This is a genomic window from Streptomyces sp. AC1-42W (assembly GCF_003248355.1).
In the GTDB taxonomy this organism is placed as follows: Bacteria; Actinomycetota; Actinomycetes; order Streptomycetales; family Streptomycetaceae; genus Streptomyces.
In genome coordinates this window covers 2011436-2027697 of sequence record NZ_QKWY01000002.1, presented here as the reverse complement: position 1 = coordinate 2027697, position 16262 = coordinate 2011436, and the positions used below count along the sequence as shown (strand labels likewise).

14 protein-coding genes and 1 pseudogene are annotated in these 16262 nt (G+C 73.2%); 5 read left to right on the top strand and 10 right to left on the bottom strand.

Annotation, left to right across the window (positions count from 1 at the left end; all coding sequences use genetic code 11):
* The first annotated feature begins 1 nt into the window (after position 1).
* The 3 genes from DNK56_RS27165 to DNK56_RS27155 all read left to right on the top strand — a co-directional run bounded on the left by DNK56_RS27165 (position 2) and on the right by DNK56_RS27155 (position 1664).
* The gene (locus DNK56_RS27165) at positions 2 to 415 is read left to right on the top strand and encodes a roadblock/LC7 domain-containing protein (protein ID WP_199563693.1); all 414 of its coding nucleotides are present in this window, start codon (positions 2 to 4) and stop codon (positions 413 to 415) included.
* Positions 416 to 514: 99 nt separating this feature from the next.
* Positions 515 to 1102: a DUF742 domain-containing protein gene (locus DNK56_RS27160; protein WP_111338427.1), complete on the top strand. Its 588-nt coding sequence runs from the start codon at positions 515 to 517 to the stop codon at positions 1100 to 1102.
* Entirely contained in the window at positions 1083 to 1664 is a 582-nt protein-coding gene (locus tag DNK56_RS27155; protein WP_014048542.1) for a GTP-binding protein, read from the top strand. The genes DNK56_RS27160 and DNK56_RS27155 overlap by 20 nt, the downstream gene beginning before the upstream one ends.
* Positions 1665 to 1746: 82 nt before the next feature.
* On the opposite strand, the gene DNK56_RS27150 is transcribed toward DNK56_RS27155, so the two are convergent.
* The 7 genes from DNK56_RS27150 to DNK56_RS27120 all read right to left on the bottom strand — a co-directional run bounded on the left by DNK56_RS27150 (position 1747) and on the right by DNK56_RS27120 (position 11171).
* Complete coding sequence (locus DNK56_RS27150; protein ID WP_111338426.1) at positions 1747 to 1950, bottom strand: acyl-CoA carboxylase subunit epsilon; 204 nt, start codon at positions 1948 to 1950, stop codon at positions 1747 to 1749.
* Between the two features lie 17 nt (positions 1951 to 1967).
* Complete coding sequence (locus tag DNK56_RS27145; RefSeq protein ID WP_111338425.1) at positions 1968 to 3551, bottom strand: acyl-CoA carboxylase subunit beta; 1584 nt, start codon at positions 3549 to 3551, stop codon at positions 1968 to 1970.
* Between the two features lie 154 nt (positions 3552 to 3705).
* A complete protein-coding gene (locus tag DNK56_RS27140) occupies positions 3706 to 4950 on the bottom strand; it encodes an ABC transporter substrate-binding protein (protein ID WP_111338424.1) in 1245 nt (414 codons plus the stop codon).
* Positions 4947 to 5969 (bottom strand): hypothetical protein, encoded by a 1023-nt coding sequence (locus tag DNK56_RS27135; RefSeq protein ID WP_241990101.1) that lies wholly within the window; start codon positions 5967 to 5969, stop codon positions 4947 to 4949. Before DNK56_RS27135 ends, DNK56_RS27140 begins: the two co-directional genes overlap by 4 nt.
* A complete protein-coding gene (locus DNK56_RS27130; RefSeq protein ID WP_111338422.1) occupies positions 5966 to 7408 on the bottom strand; it encodes a hypothetical protein in 1443 nt (480 codons plus the stop codon). The genes DNK56_RS27135 and DNK56_RS27130 overlap by 4 nt, the downstream gene beginning before the upstream one ends.
* 92 nt (positions 7409 to 7500) lie before the next feature.
* Positions 7501 to 9777 (bottom strand): serine/threonine protein kinase, encoded by a 2277-nt coding sequence (locus tag DNK56_RS27125; protein WP_111338421.1) that lies wholly within the window; start codon positions 9775 to 9777, stop codon positions 7501 to 7503.
* Positions 9774 to 11171: a S1 family peptidase gene (locus DNK56_RS27120; protein ID WP_111338420.1), complete on the bottom strand. Its 1398-nt coding sequence runs from the start codon at positions 11169 to 11171 to the stop codon at positions 9774 to 9776. The genes DNK56_RS27125 and DNK56_RS27120 overlap by 4 nt, the downstream gene beginning before the upstream one ends.
* Before the next feature lie 297 nt (positions 11172 to 11468).
* Between DNK56_RS27120 and DNK56_RS27115 the strand changes: the two are divergent.
* Positions 11469 to 12695, top strand: a pseudogene (locus DNK56_RS27115) (glycoside hydrolase family 64 protein).
* A 120-nt stretch (positions 12696 to 12815) separates the two neighbouring features.
* Entirely contained in the window at positions 12816 to 13436 is a 621-nt protein-coding gene (locus DNK56_RS27110; RefSeq protein ID WP_111338419.1) for a YceI family protein, read from the top strand.
* 73 nt (positions 13437 to 13509) lie between these two features.
* Here the strand turns inward: DNK56_RS27110 and DNK56_RS27105 are convergent, their stop codons facing one another.
* The 3 genes from DNK56_RS27105 to DNK56_RS27095 form a co-directional block, all read right to left on the bottom strand.
* Positions 13510 to 14052 (bottom strand): DinB family protein, encoded by a 543-nt coding sequence (locus tag DNK56_RS27105; RefSeq protein ID WP_111338418.1) that lies wholly within the window; start codon positions 14050 to 14052, stop codon positions 13510 to 13512.
* 84 nt (positions 14053 to 14136) lie between these two features.
* Entirely contained in the window at positions 14137 to 15708 is a 1572-nt protein-coding gene (locus DNK56_RS27100; RefSeq protein WP_111338417.1) for an FAD-dependent oxidoreductase, read from the bottom strand.
* On the bottom strand, positions 15705 to 16211 hold the full coding sequence (locus DNK56_RS27095; protein WP_111339635.1) for an ATP-binding protein: 507 nt from the start codon (positions 16209 to 16211) through the stop codon (positions 15705 to 15707). Before DNK56_RS27095 ends, DNK56_RS27100 begins: the two co-directional genes overlap by 4 nt.
* Positions 16212 to 16262: the final 51 nt, after the last annotated feature.

Genomic DNA, 16262 nt, shown 5'->3' with positions numbered 1-16262 from the left:
GATGAGCCAGGCGGCGCAGAATCTGAACTGGTTGATCACCAACTTCGTGGAGAACACCCCCGGGGTGTCGCACACGGTGGTGGTCTCCGCCGACGGACTCCTGCTGGCGATGTCCGAAGGTTTCCCGCGCGACCGCGCCGACCAGCTGGCGGCGGTCGCCTCCGGTCTGACCTCGCTGACCGCGGGCGCCTCGCGGATCTTCGAGGGCGGCGCGGTGAATCAGACGGTTGTGGAGATGGAGCGTGGATTCCTCTTCATCATGTCCGTATCCGACGGGTCTTCCTTGGCCGTTCTCGCACACCCGGACGCCGATATCGGCCTCATCGGGTACGAAATGGCCCTTCTGGTCGACCGTGCGGGCAGCGTGTTGACGCCGGACCTCCGTGCCGAACTCCAGGGAAGTCTTCTTAACTAGTCTTATCCAGTAACCAGACAGTGCGCTTCGCGTCACCGCACCATAGGGTGCGGTGGCGCGGACCCACTGGGATCGGGTCCGGCAGGCGGAGGAGGAATCGTGGGTACACCCCCAGGCGGGCACCGGTACGACGGTGACCGGCACGCAACGGGTGAGCACGGGGACGATCGTTTCAACTACCCTTCCGCACCCGGCAGACAGGGCGCTCAGCAGCCTCAGCAGCCCTACCGGCCCTACGGGCAGCCGCATTACGGGCCGCCCGGCTCCGACTGGCCCCGGCAGGAGCCCCGTATCCAGCCGGTGCAGCAGCCGCGACAGGCTCCCGAACCGGCGGCTCCGGCCGCGCACAACCCACTGGTCCGTCCGTACGCCATGACAGGCGGCCGGACCCGACCGCGCTACCAACTCGCCATTGAGGCGTTGGTCAGTACCACGGCTGATCCGTCCCGGCTGCAAGGGCAGTTGCCCGAGCATCAGCGGATCTGCCGGCTGTGCTTCGAGATCAAGTCGGTGGCCGAGATTTCGGCCCTCCTCTCGATCCCTCTCGGCGTTGCCCGGATTCTCGTTGCCGACCTGGCCGAGGCCGGACTCGTCGCTATCCATCAGCCCGGCGGCGACGAGTCCGCCGGCGGCCAGCCAGATGTGACACTGCTCGAAAGGGTGCTCAGTGGACTTCGCAAGCTCTAGCGGCGGAGCGGCCCGCTCCACTACCTCGGCGAAGATCGTGGTGGCAGGGGGCTTCGGCGTGGGTAAGACCACGTTTGTCGGTGCCGTTTCGGAGATCAATCCGCTGCGCACCGAAGCCGTGATGACGTCCGCCTCGGCGGGCATCGACGACCTGACGCACACGGGGGACAAGACCACCACGACGGTGGCGATGGACTTCGGCCGCATCACGCTCGACCAGGATCTGATCCTGTACCTCTTCGGTACGCCGGGCCAGGACCGTTTCTGGTTCATGTGGGACGACCTGGTGCGGGGGGCGATCGGCGCGGTGGTGCTGGTCGACACCCGCCGTCTCGCGGACTGCTTCCCGGCGGTCGACTACTTCGAGAACAGCGGGCTGCCGTTCGTCATCGCCCTCAACGGCTTCGACGGACACCAGCCCTACACCCCCGACGAGGTCCGCGAGGCCCTCCAGATCGGGCCGGACACCCCGATCCTGACGACGGACGCGCGGCACCGCGCGGACGCCAAGAGCGCGCTCATCACGCTCGTCGAGCACGCGCTCATGGCCCGCCTGCGCTAGCGCATCCCGTACGCCGAAGGCCCCGCACTCCGACGAGTGCGGGGCCTTTGACGTACCGCGGTGCGCGTGTGCGGGCCGGGCGTCAGCCCTGCCAGCTGTGGGGCGCCCGGAAGCCGGAGGTGCGCTCCAGGCGGCGCCAGCCCGCCGTGTTCCGGTGGGGGCGGGGGGCGTCGGCGGGCTGGGCGGCGGCGCGGGCGAGGAGGACCGCGGTGATGGCGGCCAGCTCCTCGGGGTCGGCAAGGCCCTTCTCGACGCGCAGCACGGATTCGGCGGTTGCAGTGGTCATGGGTGTCTCTCCGTCTTCTACTGCGGGGGGTTGCCGTGCTTGCGGGCCGGCAGGTCGGCGTGCTTGGAGCGGAGCATGGCGAGCGAGGCGATCAGAACCTCGCGCGTCTCTGCGGGGTCGATGACGTCGTCGACGAGCCCGCGCTCGGCGGCGTAGTACGGGTGCATCAGCTCGGTCTTGTACTCCTTGACCATGCGGGTCCGCATGGCCTCGGGGTCCTCGGCCTCCGCGATCTGCCGGCGGAAGATGACGTTGGCGGCACCTTCGGCGCCCATCACGGCGATCTCGTTGGTGGGCCAGGCGTAGGTGAGGTCGGCGCCGATGGACTGGCTGTCCATGACGATATAGGCCCCGCCGTACGCCTTGCGCAGGATCAGCGAGATACGCGGCACCGTCGCGTTGCAGTACGCGTAGAGCAGCTTCGCGCCGTGCCGGATGATCCCACCGTGCTCCTGATCCACGCCGGGCAGGAAGCCGGGTACGTCCAGAAGAGTGATGATGGGAATGTTGAAGGCATCACACATCTGGACGAACCGTGCGGCCTTCTCGGACGCCTCGATGTCCAGGACCCCGGCCAGGGCCTGGGGCTGGTTGGCGACGATGCCGACGACCTGGCCGTCCATGCGGGCCAGCGCGCAGATGATGTTGCGGGCCCAGCGCTCGTGGATCTCCAGGTAGTCGCCGTCGTCGACGATCTCCTCGATGACCTTGTGCATGTCGTACGGGCGGTTGCCGTCGGCCGGTACGAGGTCGAGCAGGGCGTCGCCGCGCCGGTCGGCCGGGTCGTCGCTCGCCGCGGTGGGCGGGTTCTCCCGGTTGTTGGAGGGCAGCATCCCGATGAGGTAGCGGACCTCGGCGATGCAGGTCTCCTCGTCGTCGTACGCGAAGTGCGCGACGCCCGAGGTCTCGGCGTGCACGTCGGCGCCGCCGAGGCCGTTCTGCGTGATCTCCTCGCCGGTCACCGCCTTCACCACGTCCGGGCCGGTGATGAACATCTGCGAGGTCTCGCGGACCATGAACACGAAGTCCGTGAGGGCCGGGCTGTAGGCGGCGCCGCCCGCGCACGGGCCCAGCATCACGCTGATCTGCGGGATGACGCCCGAGGCACGCGTGTTGCGCTGGAAGATCCCGCCGTACCCGGCGAGCGCCGAAACACCCTCCTGGATACGGGCACCCGCGCCGTCGTTCAGCGACACCAGCGGCGCACCGGCCGCGATGGCCATGTCCATGATCTTGTGGATCTTGGTGGCGTGGGCCTCGCCCAGCGCACCGCCGAAGATCCGGAAGTCGTGGGCGTAGACGAAGACCGTGCGGCCCTCCACCGTGCCCCAGCCGGTGATCACACCGTCCGTGTACGGCTTCTTCGCCTCCAGACCGAAACCCGTCGCCCGGTGGCGGCGGAGCTGTTCGACCTCGTGGAACGAGTCCGGGTCCAGGAGCAGCTCGATGCGCTCGCGCGCGGTCAGCTTGCCCTTGGCGTGCTGCGCCTCGGTCGCCCGGTCGCTGGGTCCGCGGCGGGCCTGCTCGCGCAGTGCCAGCAGTTCGGCCACGCGGCCGCGGGTGTCGCTCGGCTCGCCCTGGGTTTCGTCCACAACGGTCATGTACCGACCCTACGAACCCGGCCAAGGGATTCGTGCCGTTGACTCCGTACAGTCTCGTGCCCGGTTTACTGGTGGAGCCTGACAGAAGCCCACGACGATGCAGGCGAAGTACCAGCCGGTACCCGGCGTCGTTTGTGGAGGTCTCACAAAGTGTTCACTGTGGCCTGCCGCACACGCCGGTGAGCCGGGGAATGGTGGCGGGCTGTTCCCCCTGCACCTTCTGGATGTCCTTCAGGCGCGGAAGCACCGGCTCCCCGGGATGCGCCACCGTCAGCAGGACGGCCTCGTAGAAGGCGTCCCGCACCGCCGCCGGCATCACGTCCGAGGCGTCCAGGCACAGCGGCACCCGCTGGCCCGTCAGGCGCCGGCCCACCTTCGCCGCCACCGCGCCCGCGTGCGACGGGACCGCGGAGTTCGCCGAGAATACCCCGCCCTCGCGGGCCCACTCCTGCTGCGCCTGCTCGGAGGTGAGCCGCTTGAGCAGCGCGCGGGCCCGGTCGCCCTTGCCGAACAGCGCCGCGAAGTCGGCGGAGACCTCGTGCGCCCTCACCTTGTACGGTCCGCCGGGCAGCAGCCGCGCCGAGTCCACGAAGTCGGCCCGGTCCCCCCGGTCGCCGTAGAGGGCGCGGGCGAAGGAGCCCTGGTGTTCCAGGGAGCAGCCGCCGGGGCCGAAAAGCAGCCCGTGCCCGCCCTCCTCGCCCCGGTGGTCGCCGGTGAGGACGGCCTCGCGCAGCGCGTCCGGGCCCTGGGCCAGCAGCCCGGCCCAGGTGCGCCAGGCCCGCTGCACCTGCGGGGCGGTCCACTCCAGCTCGCCGGTCGCCCAGCGGGCGTACAGCACGGGGCCGGCCTGCTGGAGGAGGAGGTCCTCGATCCAGTCGCTGCCGGGCCAGCCGGATGAGCCGTCGTCGCCCATGGCCAGGCACCAGTCGCGCAGCGGGGCGGGCCGGTCCGGCGGGATCTCGCCCTTGCGGAACCAGACGATGGATTTGAGGTCCACCTTGAGCGGCACCCACAGGTGCTCGTCCAGGCCCCCGGCGTCGGGCAGCCACGGCCTGCCGTACTCCTTCTCGTCGTACAGGCCGGTCAGCGGCTGGAGCCGGTCCTCCTCGGCGTACTCGACGAGTTCGCCGACGCCGGGCAGGATCGCGATGTCCGGCGGGTTGCCGGCCTGGACCTCGGCGAGCAGCACCTCGCGGGTGGCCGCGGTGCCCTGGTACGTGTACGGGATGCCGAGGCCGTCCAGGACGTCCTTGAACTGTTCCTCCTGGGTGTCGGTCCAGGGGCCGAGGATGGTGACCTTCGGTTCGGCGTCGGCGCCGCCGGGGGCCGCGAGGCCGCAGCCGGTGGCGGTGAGCAGCAGGGCGAGGACGAGCAGGAGCGCCCGTGGCGGGCGTCTCATCCGGCCCTCCAGTAGTAGTCGGCGGTGAGCCTGCGGCCGAGGCCGGCGACCGGCAGCAGCAGGACGAGGGTGCCCGCGCCGAGCGCCCCGTAGTAGGTCCAGCCCTGCCAGCTCTCGGCGGCCAGCCGGTCGCGCAGGTCGAGCGAGGTGCGGGTGACGTAGGACTGGGCCTCGGGGAGGCGGTCGTGGTCGGCGGCCCGTTCCTGGATGGCGGCCCGTTCCTGGATGGCGGTCAGTCCGTGGCGTGCGGTGTCCAGCCGCTGCTGGGTGGCGACGGTGGCCCGCAGCGGTACGACGGCGAGGGCGGCGGTCAGCAGCAGCGCCGGGAGCAGCCACGCGTCCAGGCTGCGGCCGCAGCGGGTGCGCAGCAGCCGCAGGGCGCTGAGCAGGGTCAGGGCGAGGACCAGCAGTCCCAGTTCGGCGAGGGCCCAGCCGGTGCGCTGGAGGGGGCCCAGGGTGCTGATCCGGGTCATGCGCTGCATCTGGTGGTGCTGGAGGACGTCCAGCCGGGGCACCACGCCGGTGCCGGGGCGGTCGAGCTGCCGTTCGGCCTCGGCGAGCTTCTGCGCCTGCATCAGCTCGTCGTCCACGTATTTGGCGGTCCCCGGGGTGATGGAGCCGCTGTAGGAGGTCAGCACGCCGTTGACGGTCTCCAGGACGCCCCGGCCGCGCGCGCCGTCGATCTGTACGTCGGAGAGCCGGGACAGGCCCTGGTTGGCGGCGGCGAGCTGGGCCTCGTAGCGGGCTCCGGCGCCGACGACCCGGTCGATGCCGGTGGACACGGAGGTGACGGCCTCCTGGTGGGCGCGGAGCAGGGCGAGCTGGGTGGAGGCCACGCCCTGGACGGCGGGCGCGGCGTGGGTGCGCATCTCGCCGGCGGCGTTCTGCACCTCGCGGTACGAGACGAGCAGGGCGGTGACGGACAGGAGGGCGGAGAGCACGGCGACGAGGAGGTGGAGTTCGAGCAGGCGCCGGGTGCGTGAGCCGGTGCGCCGGCGGGCCCGGAGGATGCGGGTCACAGGGGCCTCCCGCAGGCGATGCAGTACCGGGCGTGCGGCCCGGCGAGGTGGCGGCAGCCCGGGCAGGCGCGGGGGGTGCCGGCGGGGTGGGCGGGCAGGTCGAGCAGATGGCCGGACGCGACGTGCAGCCGTCCCTCGCGGACGGTCCCCCGGTCGACGGTCGGGCCGACCCGGACGAGGCCGCGGGCGCCGTCGAGGATGTCGGCGACCCTGCGGACATCGGCCAGGACCCAGGCGGCGCCGATCTCGTGGGCGAGCCGGACGGCGAGGCCGAACTGCTGCTCGGCCTCCTCGCGGCTCATCGGGTCCAGGGCGGCGTAGCCGCGGTTGAGGGCGGCGCGCATCCGGGTCGCCGCGTTGACCGCGTCGACGGTGCCTCCCCCGACGTCCCCGCCGCCCCCGGCTCCGGGTCCGGTGCCGCCCGCGCCGACCGCGACGCCGGGCGGCAGCCAGCGGACCAGGAGCGGGGCGGCGGTGTCACCGACGGAGACGGCGACCAGCTGGAGCAGCACGCCGAGCGGTTCGGCGCTCGCGTCGGCGGCCAGGGTGAGGAGGTAGTCGCGGGTGCCGGGCTCCCACTGGTGGGTGGCGAACGCGTACCGGTGGGGGTTCCCGGGTGGGGTGGCGGCGGTGAGCAGGAGGGGCCGGGGCGCGGTCTCGGTCAGCGTCACCCCGGTCACGGCGGGGCGGGCGGTGACGACGACGGGCAGTTCGGGGCTGCGGACCCGGCGCAGCCGCCGCAGGGCCGCGGTGACGGCGGGGGCGAACCGGTCGGGCGCGGTGTCGGCGGTGCCGTGCAGGGCTTCGGTGAGGGCGAGCAGCGGGGCGGGGTCCCAGTCGGTGCCGATGGCCAGCACGTCGGCGCTGAACGCCCCGGCGCAGGCGGCGAGTTCGGCGCGCAGTGGGCTGTCGTCCCGGTCCGGTTCGTCGGCCGGGTCGTGGCCGCCGCCGTCGGTGACGAGGATCAGGTGGCGTACGGGCAGGGGGCGGTGGGCGAACAGGTCGCGGGCGGCGGCGAGCCAGCGGCCGTAGCCGGGCGGCGGGCGGTCGTCGGGGGTCGCGGGGAGACGGCCGGCGCTGAAGGCGGCGCGGCGCCGTTCGTCGGGGTCGGCGAGCGCCCAGTGGCCGCGCAGCGGGTAGCAGCGGGCGGGCCCGTCGTCCCCGGAGCCGCCGAGCACAGCGAAGGACAGTCCGTCGGGCAGGGTGCGCAGGGCGGCGGCGAGGGCGGTGGCGGCGGCGCCCCTGCGGGCGGGGGCGACGTCCAGGGCGATGACGACGGCGAGTTCGACGGCGGGGCGCCGGTCGCGGGGGCCGGTGCCGGTGGCCTTGATCCGGACGTGGACGTCGACGCGGCTGTCGTGGTGCGGCTGCTGGTCGCGCCGGACGTCGACGGACACGGCGAAGGCGAGTCCGGCCGGCGGCGGGGCGGGAGCGGCCATGGGCGGGTTCTCCAGGGGTGCGGCACCGGGCGCGGCAGCCGTCCGGCTGCGGGCGCCCGCGGTGCGGGGCGGGCGGTTGTGGGGCGGGCGGCTCAGAACCTGGTCTGCGGCCGGACCGCGTGGGAGAGGTCGATGAGGTGTTCGTGCTCCTCGGGCCGCAGCCGCTGGCGGGCGAGCCAGCGGTAGCACTGCTCCAGTTCGGCGCGGACCGCCCGTTCGCCGGGCACGGGCGGGGGCGGCAGGCCCCGGCGCGGCCAGGTGCGGCGGGGCGCGGGGACGCCGGCGGCGCGTACGGCGTCGAGCTTCCACTCGTACAGCTCGGTGCGCAGCAGCCAGGCGGCCTCGTCCCCGGCGGCGACGGGTCCGAGGCCGGCCAGGGCGGCGTCGATCTCCGCCTCGCCGGGCAGCGGGTGCTCCCCCGCAGCGAGCCGGGCCGCCCGGATGCGCAGGGCGGCGACGCGGGCGACGGTGTGGTCGCGGGACTCGTCGGGGACGAGGTCCAGGACGGCGACGGCGGCGGCCCGGTCGCCGCGTGCGAGGGCGAGCCGGGCCAGGCCCAGGGCGGCGCCGACGTGCGAGGGGTTGCGGGCGTGCACCGCGCGGAAGAGTTCGTACGCGGACGGGCCGGGCGACGGGCCGCCGGCGGGGCCGAGTTGTTCGGCGCTGTAGGCGAGGGCCAGTTTGGCGGCGTACTCGCCGGGCAGGGCCCGGTGCACGGCGGCGAAGTGGTGGTGGGCGGCGGCCAGCAGTTCCGCGCGTTCCTCGGGCCGTACGTCGGCGCCGCGCAGCGCGACCAGGCCGCGGTGCCAGCCGAGCCGCCACTGCCGGACCGGTCCGGGGCCGGGGATGGCCGCCGCCGCCTCGACCTGTTCGTGGGCGGCGGCCAGTGCTTCGCCGCCCTCCTGGCCGAGCAGCAGCCGGGCGTTGTGCAGGCAGATCTCGACGGACCGCTCGCCGGTGGCGGGCTGGGCGAGCGGCTGGGCGGGGTCGTAGCTGCTGACGCCGAAGCGGGCTGCCTGCGGGTCGCCGGGGTAGGGCCGGGGCACCGGGAGGCGGCGGGCGATCTCGGTGGGGGTGGGCGTGCCGGGGTCGAGGGCGGGGGCGGGCGGGGCATCGCGGCGGCGGTGCGGCGGGCGGCGCAGCCACTGGGCGTAGTCGGGGACGGAGCCCAGGCGGGCGCCGAGGAGTTCGGCGGAGGGCGTGAAGTGGGCGGAGGGCTCGGGCTGGTCGCGTTTGCCGCGCAGGGCGCGGATCTCGCGCAGTACCCCGCGCAGTTGCCCGGCCATGTCGTCGGCGGTGCCGAACCGCTGCTCGGGGTCCTCGGCGGTGGCGCGGGCGACGGCGAGCCGGAAGGAGCTGATGCCGAGTCCGGGTACGTCGTCGCCGACCGCCCAGCGGGCGAGTTCGGCGAGGGTGACGCCGACGGTGTGCACGTCGTGGGCGACGGTGAGGGGCTGGGTGCCGTCCGTCTCGGGGGCGGCGAAGTAGGGGGTGATGACGGGCGGCGGGTCGGCGCTGCCGGCCTTGCGGACGCCGCCGAGGTCGATGACCTTGATGCCGTCGAGGTGGTGGATGACGTTGGACGGCTTCATGTCCCCGTAGAGGAAGCCCATGCCGTGCAGATGGGAGAGGGCCTCCAGCATCTGGCAGCCGTAGGTGAGGACGTGCTCGATGTCGAGGACGAAGGTGCCCCGGCGGACGGATTCGACGACGGCGGACAGGGTGCGGTCGCCGACGTCCTCCATCACGATGTAGCCGCCGGATACGGTGCCGTCCTCGTTGGTGGTGGAGACGAAGTCGCGGATCTGGACGATGCGTTCGTGCCGGATGGCGACCAGGCTGCGGCGTTCCTCGCCGGCCTGGGCGGCGCCGCGCTCGGCGTAGCGGTTGAGGAGGCCCTTGACGGCGACGAAGTCCTCCAGGTGGGTGTCCTCGGCGAGGTAGACCCAGCCCTGGCCGCCGTGTGCGATGGGGCCCCGGATGCGGTACTGGTCCTGGAGCGGCGGCCCGTCCCTGGTGAGTTCGGGGCGGTAGGAGTAGGGCGCCCCGCAGACCGGGCAGTAGCCCTCGTCCGGGGGCGGGGCGGCGGTGTGGGGCGGGACGAAGGCGGTGCCGCACGCCTTGGCGGAGCAGGTCATCACGACGCGGACCGGCTGCTCGGCGGCGGCCAGGCGTTCGGCGGGGCTGCCCGGATCGAGGAGCGGGAGTTCGAGGAGTCCGGCGGGGCCGTGGTCCTCGGGGGCGGCGGGCAGGGGCGGGAGGCCGGGGGCGGTCTCGTCGCGGCCGCAGGTGTCGCAGTGCCCGGTGGGCAGGACGGCGCCGTCGCAGGGGGCGCCGGTGAAGCGGCGGTGCGGGCAGGGAATCCTCATGGGCGCCCCGCGGGGCCGGTGCGCTGGTCCGGGAGGCCGGGGCCGGCCGGTCCGGGGTGGCCGGCGGTAGCCGTGAGGTCGGCGCGTAAGTCGCGTAAGAGCTGTTTGAGCGCGGCCAGCCGGTCGTGGGGGTCGGGGAGCGCGCGCAGGTCGTGCAGGCGGCGCCGGCGGATGGCGGGGTCGGCGCCGGGCCGGGGCGGGGCGGAGGCGGAGTCGGTGAGGGCGCCGAGGCGGAGCCAGACGCGTTCCAGGTGCTCCGCCCGGCGCAGCAGTTCCTCGGCGCGCTCGTCCAGGGCGGGGACGAGCAGTTCGCTCTGCACCGCGTCGAGTCCGGGCCCCTCGGTGCCGCGCACGACGATCAGCAGCCGGAAGCCGAGGGTGCGCACGCGGGCCAGGACCCGGACGAGGCCGGCCGGGTCGGGGTCCTCGTCCAGGCCGATCACCGCGAGGACCGGGCCGGTGGCGGCGGGTGGGCCGGCCAGGGAGCGTTCGGGTTCGTCGCCGCCTTCCAGGAGCCAGTCGCGGTAGCGGTTGCGCTGGTGCTGGGGCGGCCGGAGCCGGGCGACGAGGGCGTCCACCAGTGCGTCGGGGCGGCCCTGTCCGCCCCGGTGGATGAGGTGGGCGCGGTGCAGCTGGTGGAGCAGGGTGCGGTCCCGGCCGCCGCCGGCCGGGACGACGGTGAAGCGGACGGCGGGCTGGTCGGTGCCCGCGAACCAGCGGCGCAGCCGGTCGGCCAGGGCGTGGTCCCAGCCGTCCGGGCCGCTCAGCTCGGCGACCAGCGGGACGAGCCGGGCGATGCGGTCGACGGGGATCATGTACGAGAAGGCGAGGTCGTTGTCGGTGGGCAGCTCGCGCTCCAGGTCGCCGCGCCAGCTGACGACGAGGCCGACGACGTGTTCGGGGCGGGCGTTCCGGCGGCCGGTGTGGACGGCGGCGCCGCTGAAGCCGGGGCGCACCACCTCGGCGTTGGTGCGGGCGTCGAGCTGGACCCAGTCGCCGTGGAGTCCGCTGATCCGGCCGGAGAGCCACATGCCGTCGGCGTCGAAGGGCGCGGCGTAGCCGCCGAGCCAGACCTCGGCGCCGCGTTCGAGGTGCCGGGCGAGCGGGGCGGGGCGGGCCTGGGGGCGGGGGCTGTCCAGGGCGAGCACGGCGATGTCCTCGCGGTCGGGCCCCGCGCGGCCGGGCAGCCAGCCGTCCGGGGCGACGCGGGCGGCGACCGGGGGGATGGCGGGGTTCTCGGCGAACTCCACCCACATCCGGGCGTGCGGGTCGCCGACCACGTGGGCGCAGGTCAGGACGCGGTCCTGGGTGATCAGGACGCCGGCCCCGCACACCGCGTTCTCCGGGCCGTCCGGGCGCAGCCGCAGCCGCCAGTCCGCTCTCAGCTCCCCCATGGTTCCCGAGCGTACGCGCGGGTGGCCGTTCCTTCCCAGGGTCCGCGCACAACGGGGTGCGGACCTGTGGTTCCGGTGACCGGACACCGTGTTCGGCTTCTGATCACAACCGGGGGCTCGGTGGAGTCCGGATGGCCCAAGTGCCGTCGGGCAGCGTCGAGTTGTGAAGACTTCCTCTTTTTGAGAGCGCTCTCAGCGATAAGTCTTGACGGCTTTGCCGGGCCTCGCGAAAGTGGTCACACCTCCACCCCCCACCGTGGTCGCACCCCCACCCCCCACCCACTCGGGAGTCGCCGTATGTTCTCGCGCCGGAAGTTTCTGACCGGCTCGGCCGCCGCCGCCACCACGCTGGCCCACCCCCTGTGGGGCAGCGCCCTCGGCCCGGTGGCGTCGGCGTCCGCCGCCACCTGTGAACCGGCCCTGGTCAACCGCTCGTCGCCGGGGCGCGTCAACGCCTAAGTCACCGGCCACGAGCAGTCCACCGGCCGCTGGGTCCTGCTGCGGCCCGGCGGCGGGGTCTACCGGCCGGACTCCCCGGCCGCCCCGCAGACCCCGCCGGCGGTGGACTGCGCGATCCCGCTGAACGGGGCGGGCGGCGCGCCCGTGGTGCTGACGCTGCCTCAGATGTTCGGGGCGCGGGTGTACTTCGTGCGGGACGACACCCTGGACTTCTTCCTCAATCCGGGGCCCGCCCTGGTCGAGCCGGCCTTCGCGACCCCGGCGGACCCGAACTACGGACGCACCTGGTCGTTCTGCGAGTTCACGTTCAACCCGCAGCAGTTGTACGCGAACATCAGCTACGTCGATCTGGTGACCGCGCTGCCGATCGGCCTGACCCTGGAGGGCGACTCCACGCGCACGGTCGCCCCGCTCCCCGCCGGCGCCGTACGGCGGATCGCCGACGGCCTCGTCGCCCAGGCGGCCGCCGACGGCCGGCCCTGGGACAAGCTGGTGACCCGCGGCGCGAACGGCAGCGTGCTGCGGGTCATCTCTCCGCAGAACCTGATGGCGCCCTACTTCGACCGGCCGGACCTGATGCCGTTCCGCGATCTGTTCACGGGGTACGTCGACCAGGTCTGGGAGAAGTACCGCTCGACGGACCTGCGGATCGACCTCCAGGGCGGGCGGGGCGTGCGTACCGGCCGGGTGAGCGGCGACACGCTGGTGTTCGAGGGCGGGCACACCTTCGCCCGGCCGTCCTCGAAGGACGTCTTCACCTGCAACCACGGGCCGTTCACCAACAACCCGGCGGACAGCGACGACAAGAAGGCGCTGCTGGCGCGGCTCGCGGCGGGCTTCAACCGCTCGATCATGCTCAGCCACCCGGACCAGCCGAACGGCACCTCGGCGGCCGACTACTACCGGGGCGCGGTGACCAACCACTGGTCCCGGATCGTCCACGCCAACAGTCCGATCGGTTACGCGTTCCCGTACGACGACGTACGGCCGGAGGGGCAGCCGGACGTATCGGAGGCGGCGAACGACGGCAACCCGAGGCGGTTCACGGTGAGTGTCGGTTCCTGACGTCAGGCGATGCCCGGCCAGCAGATGTTGAACTTTGAACAAGATGGGTCTACAGTGAATCTCATTGAAGGTTAAACAACAGGTCGGGCCCGCTCTCGACCTCGTCCCCGAGGAGGAGCCATGGCTCTGTTCAACCGCAAGAACGACACCGCCGCCACCGCCGTGACCACGGCCGAGGTCGACCCCGCCCTGGCCGCCCTCACCGGCGACTACACGATCGACCCGGCGCACAGCAGCATCGGCTTCACCGTGCGTCACGCCATGGTGACCAACGTACGCGGCTCCTTCGCCGAGCACGAGGGTTCCCTCAAGCTGGACGGCAGCGACCCGGCCAACTCGACGGCCTCGATCGACGTGAAGATCGCCAGCGTGGACACCGGCATCAAGGACCGCGACGGCCACCTGGTGAGCGGCGACTTCTTCGACGCCGGGAAGTTCCCCCTGATGACGTTCCGCTCGACCTCCGCCGAGCAGCTCGGCGGCGAGAAGTACCGCGTCACGGGCGACCTCACCATCAAGGACGTGACCCGTCCGCTCGCCATCGACCTGGAGTTCAACGGCTCCGCCACCGACGTCTACGGCAACGAGCGCGTCGGCTTCGAGGGCAGCGCCGAGATCCTGCGCTCCGACTGGGGCCTGACCTGGAACGCGGCGCTGGAGACCGGCGGTGTGATGGTCAGCGACAAGGTGAAGCTGAACTTCGACATCTCCGCCATCAAGACGGCCGCCGAGTCCGCCTGACCCGCGCACCACACACCGCGCCCGCCGCCCCTCCCCTGTCGGGAGCGGGCGGCGGGCGCGGTGGTGTCCCCCGTCAGCCCATCGTCTTCTGACCGTCCAGGGCCTCGCGGATGATGTCGGCGTGGCCGGCGTGCTGGGCGGTCTCGGCGATGATGTGCATCAGTACGCGGCGGACCGACCAGTGCGCGTCCGCCTCGAACCACGGGGCCTTCGGCAGGGGGTGCGAGAGCCCCAGGTCGGGCAGGGACGCGACCAGCGCGTCGGTGCGGGCGGCCGTCTCGGCGTAGGCGTTCAGCACACCGGCCAGGGTCTCCCCCGGCAGCATCCGGAACTCGTCCGCCCGCTTCTGGTAGTCGGCCTCCGTCAGCTCGCTGAAGTCCGGCATCGCCGAGGGGCCCTTCTCGATGAAGCCCACCCAGCCCCGCTCGACCGCGGTGACGTGCTTGATGAGGCCGCCGACGCACAGCTCGCTCGCCGTGGTCCGCTGCCCGGCCTGCTCGTCGGTCAGGTCGCGGGCGGTGAACCGCAGGAAGTCCCGGTGCGCGCCGAGCGCCTGGAGGAACTCCGCGTGCTCGTCCGAGCCGGTCGACGCGGTCTTCTCGCTGCTGGCGTTCATGATGTGCTGCCTTCCGTCGTTCCCGTTCCGCCGTCAGAAACGACTTTAGAAGCCGTATAGGTCAGTTCCGGTCCTATACGTGGCTCACCGCCGCCGGATCTTGAGCGCGTTGTCCGTACGGGTGGTGGGGTTGCCGTCCGGGTCGTTCTGGGCGCGCTCGAACTCCTCGCTGAGCAGCACCTCCCACTCCCCCTCGGGCAGCTCCAGCGAGGCCAGCACCTCGTCCGGGGTCGGGAAGTGCATGGCCGCGTGATGGTGGTCCCAGGCCGGGAAGCCCGCGTGGCCCACGATCAGCAGCACCCCGCCGGGAGCCACCGCGCGCGCCGCCCGGTGCAGGATGCGCTCGCGCGGCAGGTCGCCCATGGAGTGCAGGTAGTGCGCCGAGACGAGGTCGTACTCCCCCTCGGGGAACGAGACGCCCAGGTCGCAGAAGCGCCAGCCCACCCGGTCGGCGACGCCCGCCTCCGCCGCGTGCCCGGCGGCCCGCGCCAGCGCCACCCGGGAGATGTCCGTCGCGGTGACCTGCCAGCCCCGGCGGGCCAGCCACACCGCGTCGGCGCCCTCCCCGCAGCCCAGGTCGAGCGCCCGGCCCGGCTTCAGCTCGCCGGCCTCGCGGACCAGCACGGTGTTGGGATTCCCGCTCCAGATCCGGTCGCTCTCGCGGTACCGGTCGTCCCACAGCCGCGCGTCGGACGGCTCGTCGCCGGCCTCCACCGCGCGCCGGGTGTCCTCCGTGACGAGGTCCCCGTTGATGGCCGCGCCCGCCTTCAGCCCGGCCGCCGCCGCGACGATCACCTGGTCCATCAGCCCGGTCACGTTCCCCGCCACCCAGACACCGGCCGCCGCCGTAAGGCCGGTCGGGTCCGCCTCGACGGAGGAGCCGATCGTCTGCCCGGCCACCTCCGTCGCCACCGGCCGCAGCCCCAGGCTCTCCAGCAGCCCGGACCGCGCGGTGAACCGGGGCTGCACGACCACGGCCGACCGCTCGACCACCCGGCCGTCCGCGAGCCGCACCCCGGTCAGCCGGTCGCCGCTCACCTCCAGCCCGGCGACCTCGCCGTCCACGACGGCGATCCCGCGCGCCGCCAGCTGCCCGTACTCCTCCTCGGTCGGCTCCGGGCCCCGGTGCAGGAAGAGAGTGATGTCGTCGCTCCACTGCCGCCACAGCAGCGCCTGATGCACGGCCATGGGGCTCGTCGCGATGACGCCGATCGCCGTGTCCCGCACCTCCCAGCCGTGGCAGTACGGGCAGTGCAGCACGTCGCGGCCCCACCGTTCGGCCAGGCCCTCGACCGGCGGGAGTTCGTCGGTCAGCCCGGTCGTCACCAGGAGCCGGCGCGCCGTGACGGCCGTCCCGTCCGCGCACACCACCCGGTACGCGCCGTCCGGCAGCCGTTCGGCCACCACGGCCTCACCGCTCCTGATCTCCACGCCGTACGCGGCCACCTCCGCCCGGCCGATCGCCAGGAGTTCCGAGGGCGGGGTGCCCTCGCGGCCCAGGTAGTTGTGCATGTGGGACGCGGGCGCGTTGCGCGGGCTGCCCGAGTCGATCACCAGCACCGAGCGCCGTGCCCGGCCCAGCGCCAGGGCCCCGCTCAGCCCGGCGGCCCCGCCGCCGACCACCACTACGTCGTACATCTGCGTCATGTCGCTCATGCGCGCACCTCCATCTGCGGCGATGGTGCGCCCCGCCCGACCCGCCCGGCAAACATCCTTGCCGGTTCGGCAAGCACGCGAGCGGGGGCCGCGAACTCGCACCAGACGATCTTCCCCGGGTTCCGCTCCCCGACGCCCCACTTGTCCGCGAGCGCGGCGACCAGCGTCAGCCCGCGCCCACCCTCCGCCAGGGGCTCCGGCCACCGGGCCGACCCCGGCACCTCGCCGTCCCCGCTGTCGTGCATCTCGACACGCAGTCGGCCCCCGGTGCGCTCCCAGTACAGGAACAGCTTGAAGCCGCGCCCCGGCGGCACCCCGTGCACGAGCGCGTTGGTCGCGAGCTCGCTCACGCAGAGCAGCACATCGTCCGGGTCCACCTTGCGCTCCTCGCACGCCCAATCGACCAGGGCCTGCCCCACGAACTTCCGTACGAGCGGCACGGACCTGCGCTCACGGCGGTAGAAGGCTTCGCGGGATTCGAGGAGTTGAGTTACTTCGTTCATGAGGCAAAGGTCACACGCTGTCACTACCGTCGTGCAGTGCGTCAGGTCGTA